This is a genomic window from Streptomyces sp. CLV115 (assembly GCF_038448545.1).
Classification (GTDB): domain Bacteria; phylum Actinomycetota; class Actinomycetes; order Streptomycetales; family Streptomycetaceae; genus Streptomyces; species Streptomyces sanglieri.
Genome location: NZ_JBCEWQ010000405.1, coordinates 1 through 465 on the forward strand (window position 1 = coordinate 1; position 465 = coordinate 465).

At 55.7% G+C, this 465-nt stretch carries 1 rRNA gene; it reads right to left on the reverse strand.

From position 1 onward, the window contains the following. Nucleotides 1–465: ribosomal RNA gene (locus AADR41_RS42375) — 16S ribosomal RNA — on the reverse strand; the annotation flags it as partial.

Genomic DNA, 465 nt, shown 5'->3' on the forward strand with positions numbered 1-465 from the left:
GACTACTAGGGTATCTAATCCTGTTTGCTCCCCACGCTTTCGTGCATGAGCGTCAGTGTTATCCCAGGGGGCTGCCTTCGCCATCGGTGTTCCTCCACATCTCTACGCATTTCACTGCTACACGTGGAATTCTACCCCCCTCTGACACACTCCAGCCGTGCAGTCCCAAATGCCGTTCCCAGGTTAAGCCCGGGGCTTTCACATCTGGCTTGCACAACCGCCTGCGCACGCTTTACGCCCAGTAATTCCGATTAACGCTCGCACCCTACGTATTACCGCGGCTGCTGGCACGTAGTTAGCCGGTGCTTATTCTTCCAGTACCGTCATCCCTTCGGGGTATTAGCCCGCAGGATTTCTTTCCGGACAAAAGTGCTTTACAACCCGAAGGCCTTCTTCACACACGCGGCATTGCTGGATCAGGGTTGCCCCCATTGTCCAAAATTCCCCACTGCTGCCACCCGTAGG